This is a genomic window from Candidatus Electrothrix sp., assembly GCF_052785085.1.
In genome coordinates this window covers 1-5,887 of record NZ_JALAAI010000175.1, presented here as the reverse complement: position 1 = coordinate 5,887, position 5,887 = coordinate 1, and the positions used below count along the sequence as shown (strand labels likewise).

Below are 5,887 nucleotides of genomic sequence, written 5' to 3'. Positions count from 1 at the left end.
AGATTGATCCGTTGATAAAATGCGACATCTACATAACCTGCCCTTTGCGAAAACATGACTGTTCAACAGGCAGAGCCGTTGAACTCTGACCACCCCCAGAGGGGGTGGTTTTCTACGATGAAATAAATCGTCTGTTCGATTATGCCGGTCTTTTTTACAATTGAACGGCTCTTACCTGCATTCTGCGCGGAACAGAAAAACAACCTTTCCTTCACCTCTATTTGCTTTTCCAGCCCATCAGTGATATTATGTGCTTCATTATTATTTTTCTGCTTATTTATTTGACAAATTACTTCTGAGTATTTGCTCAGGACAATATTTTAGAAACCATATAAGGAGTTTCCTATGTTCGACCAGGACATCCCCCCGGCATATACCTTTGACGACGTCCTGCTCGTTCCGTTAGGTTCGGAAGTGCTGCCGTCAGAGGTTTCTCTGTCTACCCGTCTTACAGATACGGTTTATCTGAATGCCCCTCTGGTTTCAGCAGCTATGGATACGGTTACGGAACATCGTACAGCTATAGCGATGGCAAGGGCAGGAGGCATTGGTATTATTCATAAAAACATGTCAATAACCGATCAGGCCAAAGAAGTTGAGCGGGTCAAAAAATCGGAATCCGGCATGATTATTGATCCTGTCACGGTAACTGAGCAGCAAAGTGTTGCTGAGGTGGAAGAGATCATGGCCATGTATAAAATCTCCGGCCTGCCTGTACTCAGAGAGGGGAAATTGGTGGGTATTGTCACCAATCGTGATCTTCGCTTTGTTTCTAATAACGACATGCGGGTCCATGACGTTATGACCAGTAAAAACCTGGTCACTGCCCACGAAGGGATCAGTCTGGAACATTGCAAGGCCCTGCTCCATGAGCACCGCATTGAAAAACTGCTGGTAGTTGATAATGTGGGAAAACTTAAAGGCCTTATCACCATCAAGGATATTGAGAAAGTTAAAAAATATCCTCTTGCAGCTAAGGATGATAATGGTCGTTTACTGGTCGGGGCCGCCGTCGGTGTTGGTACAGACATGCCGGACCGAACCGAGGCCCTGGTAGAGGCTGGAGTTGATGTTATTGTGCTGGACTCGGCCCACGGTCATTCAGCAGGGGTTCTTCAGGCAGTCCGCGAAATTCGGGCTGGCTGGCCTTCTCTTTCTGTTATTGCCGGAAATGTTGCCACCGCCGAAGGAACCGCAGCCCTGATAGATGCTGGTGCCAATGCTGTGAAGGTAGGGGTCGGACCTGGTTCTATCTGCACAACCCGTATTGTTGCCGGCGTTGGTGTGCCACAACTGACAGCCCTGCAAAACGCCACCAAGGTTGCCCGGGAAAAAGGCATTCCTGTAATTGCTGATGGTGGTATCAAATTTTCCGGTGATATCTGCAAGGCCATCGGGATTGGTGCTGACTGTGTGATGATCGGCTCTCTCTTTGCCGGAACCGATGAAACGCCTGGGGAAACCTTTCTCTACCAGGGCAGAAAATATAAGGGATACAGAGGGATGGGATCTTTAGGCGCCATGAAACAGGGATCCAGTGATCGTTATTTCCAAAAAAAGGATACCGAGGCATTAAAATTGGTACCAGAGGGCATAGAAGGCAAGATTCCATACCAGGGTCCTATCTCTGAAATGATTTATCAATTACTGGGCGGCTTACGTTCTGGTATGGGCTATAGCGGTGCAGCAACCATTGGTGAACTCCATAATAAGGCGAGATTTGTTCGGATCTCCCCAGCTGGTCTGCGTGAGTCTCATGTTCATGATGTTATCATCACCAAAGAGGCTCCTAATTATCGGACCGAGGGTATATAAAACTTTTCCTGCCAGGGAAAAATCATTTCCTGTGTCCCCCTGCCCTTTGGATCGGGTGTTTTATTGTATAAAACCTTCCTCTTTCTCCAAGAGAGCGCTAAAAAAAACAGCGATTTGCTCTCTTGGAACGGAGTTCTTTTTTTTGTTCATTCAAAAATAATTCAAAAAAAGCGCTACCATGCCCCTTGATAAAAATAACGATAAAATTATTATCCTTGATTTCGGTTCACAGACCACCCAACTCATTGCCCGCCGAATCCGTGAGCAAAAAGTCTACTCTGAAATTCACCCCTACACCCTGCCTCTGGAAGACCTCAAGGCCATACAGCCCTCGGGTATTATTCTTTCCGGCGGCCCTGCCTCTGTCTATGATGAGGATGCCCCGATTTCTGACTCTGGGGTGTTTGAACTTGGTGTGCCTGTCCTGGGTATCTGCTACGGTGCCCAGTTGATGATGCAACAGTTAGGGGGACGGGTCGAAAAGGCAGATAAACGCGAATTCGGCAAAGCCTCTCTCATGGTCGATTACACAGCAGGTCTTTTTGCTGGTATGGAGCCTGCCCCGACTCCTCACCAGGTTTGGATGAGTCACGGTGACCGGATTGAAAAAGCTGCTCCTGGTTTTACCGCCACAGCTGGTAGTGAGCACTCCCCTTTTGCGGCCCTGCGCCATGAAGAAAAACCCTTTGTTGCTGTACAATTCCATCCTGAAGTTGCTCATACCCTGATCGGGACTGATGTGTTGCGTAATTTCATCTTTGGTATCTGCGGCTGTGAGGCCAGCTGGACCATGCATTCCTTTATTGAGTCCACAGTTGCCGAGATCAAGGAAGCAGTGGGTGATGATCAGGTCATCTGTGCGCTGTCTGGCGGAGTTGATTCCACAGTGGTTGCTGCCATGGTTCACAGGGCCATTGGCAGCCAGCTCACCTGTATCTACGTGAATAACGGCCTGATGCGGATTAATGAGAGTGATACCGTCTTGCGCTTTTTCCGGGAAAAAACAGATCTAAAGGTTATTGATGTTAATGCTGAATCCTATTTCCTGGATCGCCTGGACGGGATTGATGATCCTGAAGAAAAACGAAAACGGATCGGCTATGGTTTTATTGAAATTTTTGAGCAGGAAGCCAATACCCTCGGTGAGGTAAAATATCTTGCCCAGGGAACCCTGTATCCTGATGTTATTGAATCAGTGGTCTTCCGGGGAAAGGCCCCTATCAAATCCCATCATAATGTGGGAGGACTGCCAGAGCGTATGCAGCTCAAACTTATTGAGCCACTCAGAGAACTGTTTAAGGATGAGGTTCGCGAGCTGGGTCTGGAATTAGGCCTGCCTGAAGAGGCTATTTATCGCCAGCCTTTTCCCGGCCCAGGCTTGGGGATCCGAATCATGGGTGCTGTGACCAAGGAACGCCTGGAAATTCTTCGTCAGGCTGATGTGATTGTACTTGAGGAAATGAAAAGCTCTGGCTGGTACCGCAAGGTGTGGCAATCCTTTGCCGTTCTGCTACCCATCCAGACGGTGGGGGTTATGGGTGACGGTCGAACCTATGAGCATGTTGTTGCCATTCGTTCAGTAGACAGCCGTGATGCCATGACTGCTGACTGGTCACAGCTGCCCTATGACATTCTGGGCCGTATTTCCACACGTATTATTAATGAAGTTCGGGGTGTGAATCGGGTTGTTTACGATATCTCCTCCAAGCCACCTTCCACCATTGAGTGGGAGTAGGGACGAAATCCCTGTGTTCGCCCTTGCATAGCGGGCAGGCACAGGGAACTGCCCCTACAGTATGCACCGAAAACGGGAAATTTACAGCAGCACAACACTTGCACCACACTTATTAAACAATATATTTATTTATGCTTAAAACAGGAATTTACGTCGACGCTGAAAACATAAAAATGAGCGGCGGGTACGGCATGCGCTATGACGTCTTAGTTGAGCTCGCCAACACAGCCCCTTGCACCTTATTACGCGCCAACTGCTACCTTGCTGAAGACCGGGAACGTACCAGCCGGGATGCTGAGTACCGACAAAAAGTGTATTATTACCATGACATTCTTCGTCAATGCGGTTTTAAAATCATTAAAAAATATGTGCGCCGCTATGAAGACGAAGATGGTAATGTTACGACCAAGGCCAATGCTGATATGGACCTGGCCATTGACGCCCTGTTGCAGGCCCGTAATCTTGATCGGATTATTCTGCTTACAGGGGATGGTGATTTTATTCGTCTGGTCACGGCCATGCAAAATATGGGCTGTCGGGTGGATGTAATCGGCTTTCATAATGTCAGCCGGGAACTGCGGGAGGTGGCTGATTCCTATGTTTCTGGTTTTCTTATCCCAGGCCTGCTGCCGATCCAGGAAGACAACACCAATAGTGAAGGAGATTGGCAACGGGGCACTGTGGCTAATTTTAATGCTGACAGAGGCTTTGGTTTTTTTCGATTTTTTCGTATGGAAGACAAGCAACTCAAATCAGATACGGTCTTTTTCCACCTCTCTAAGTCTACACTGGAGGGCGATTATTATTTTCAGGATTCAACCCGAATCTTTGAATTCAGGATTATTAAAAACCCTTCCGGGGAAGGGCGTTCTGAGGCATGGGATATCCGACTTGTTAAAGAACCTTAAAAAAACCGTAACATATCAAACCTGTGAAGACGCCTGTGAGCAGAGGATGCCTGCCAAGTCGTAGAAGAGGGATAAGCAGGGATAATCAAGGATAATCAGATGGACACTTGTATTCTTGCTGGCGATATTGGGGGAACCAAAACAGTACTGGCTCTGTATGACACCCGTGGTTCCTCTGAAATCTCTGAAATTCAGGAAACAGTCCTGGCTGAACAGACGTATCGCAATAGCGAATTCTCCGGGCTTCCGGAAATAATAACCGCCTTTCTTGCGGAGCAGGAAGAGTACCCAACCCATGCCTGTTTCGGGATTGCTGGCCCGGTCCGAGAGAACAAGGTTCAGATGACCAACCTGGACTGGGTTGTGGATGGACCTGCTGTAGCAGCCCAATTCGGCCTGGATAATGTCCTGCTGGTCAATGATCTTGTAGCTACTACTGCCGGGGTACTTGCTCTTCATCAGGAAAAGCTCATTACTGTTAATACAGGACAAGCAGATACAACAGGGAGTGTTGGAGTCTTGGCTCTGGGAACTGGTCTTGGTCAATCTTTTGCCATATCAGGAAACAATCAATTCCAACCTTTTCCCACCGAAGGCGGTCATGTTTCCTTTGCCCCACGCAATCAGGAACAAATTGAGCTGTTGCAGTTTCTCCTCAGAGATTCAGAAAAGCGATTCTCTCCTGTTCATATAAGCGTGGAACAGGTCTGCTCAGGCATGGCTCTGCCCACCCTCTACGCCTTTCAACGCAGCCGTTGCCTGGAACAGGAACCGGCGTGGATGGAGAAAAAACGCAAAGCCACAGCTCCAGAAGCATTAACTCCTTTAATTGTTGAAGCTGCTAATGCCGCTGTAGCTGGCGGCCCTGCCTGTGAGCCTGCCCTGCGAGCCGTGCAACTCCTCCTTGATATTCTTGCAGATGAGGCAGCAAATTTTGCCCTCAAGGTTTTGGCAACCAGTGGGATATATCTTGGTGGTGGGCTGCTGCCCAGGCTGCTGCCCCATCTTGACCGGAAACGCTTTATGGAACTTTTCTGTCGCGGTGTCTACCAAGAGATGCTGGCTGCTATCCCTATCCATATTATTACGGAACCCAAAACAGCCTTGCTCGGTGCCCGAAACCTGGCTATGCAGACTGAAAAACGTCTGATAATTTCACCTGACCTTCAACGGGCTGTTTTTCATAGCTAACCGTGTTATACTCCATGAAAATGCTTTTTAATCATAACATTGGAGGATGCACTTATGTTAACAAACGAACTCAATTGGTTTTTCTGGGTATTCAGTAAAGATTTTCGCCTACCTGAATCCGTGAAGCCATAGACCACATTTTCCCTTTTCAAGGAAAAAAGGCTTTTTTCCTTGCTCGACTGAACAATATTACTGCTCAACAAACCGCAGTTGAAGAGATTTCTCGGTCAGCTCTTTG

Annotated in this window: 4 protein-coding genes; all 4 read left to right on the top strand. The window is 47.9% G+C overall.

All coding sequences use genetic code 11. The features are described 5' to 3' along the window. Positions 1-345 precede the first annotated feature (345 nt). The 4 genes from guaB (at position 346) to L2082_RS18000 (ending at position 5,649) form a co-directional block, all read left to right on the top strand. Complete coding sequence (guaB, locus tag L2082_RS18015) at positions 346-1,815, top strand: IMP dehydrogenase (protein WP_446010557.1); 1,470 nt, start codon at positions 346-348, stop codon at positions 1,813-1,815. Positions 1,816-1,993: 178 nt separating this feature from the next. Beyond that, the gene (gene guaA, locus L2082_RS18010) at positions 1,994-3,550 is read left to right on the top strand and encodes a glutamine-hydrolyzing GMP synthase (protein WP_446010558.1); all 1,557 of its coding nucleotides are present in this window, start codon (positions 1,994-1,996) and stop codon (positions 3,548-3,550) included. 131 nt (positions 3,551-3,681) lie between these two features. Next, entirely contained in the window at positions 3,682-4,458 is a 777-nt protein-coding gene (locus L2082_RS18005; protein WP_446010559.1) for a LabA-like NYN domain-containing protein, read from the top strand. 99 nt (positions 4,459-4,557) lie between these two features. After that, positions 4,558-5,649 (top strand): glucokinase, encoded by a 1,092-nt coding sequence (locus tag L2082_RS18000; protein ID WP_446010560.1) that lies wholly within the window; start codon positions 4,558-4,560, stop codon positions 5,647-5,649. The last annotated feature ends 238 nt before the right edge of the window (positions 5,650-5,887 follow it).

Excerpts from the sequence above, each read along its gene's own strand:
- L2082_RS18000 (WP_446010560.1), top strand. The coding sequence starts at position 4,558 with ATGGACACTTGTATTCTTGCTGGCGATATTGGGGGAACCAAAACAGTA.
- guaB (WP_446010557.1), top strand. The coding sequence starts at position 346 with ATGTTCGACCAGGACATCCCCCCGGCATATACCTTTGACGACGTCCTG.
- L2082_RS18005 (WP_446010559.1), top strand. The coding sequence starts at position 3,682 with ATGCTTAAAACAGGAATTTACGTCGACGCTGAAAACATAAAAATGAGC.
- guaA (WP_446010558.1), top strand. The coding sequence starts at position 1,994 with ATGCCCCTTGATAAAAATAACGATAAAATTATTATCCTTGATTTCGGT.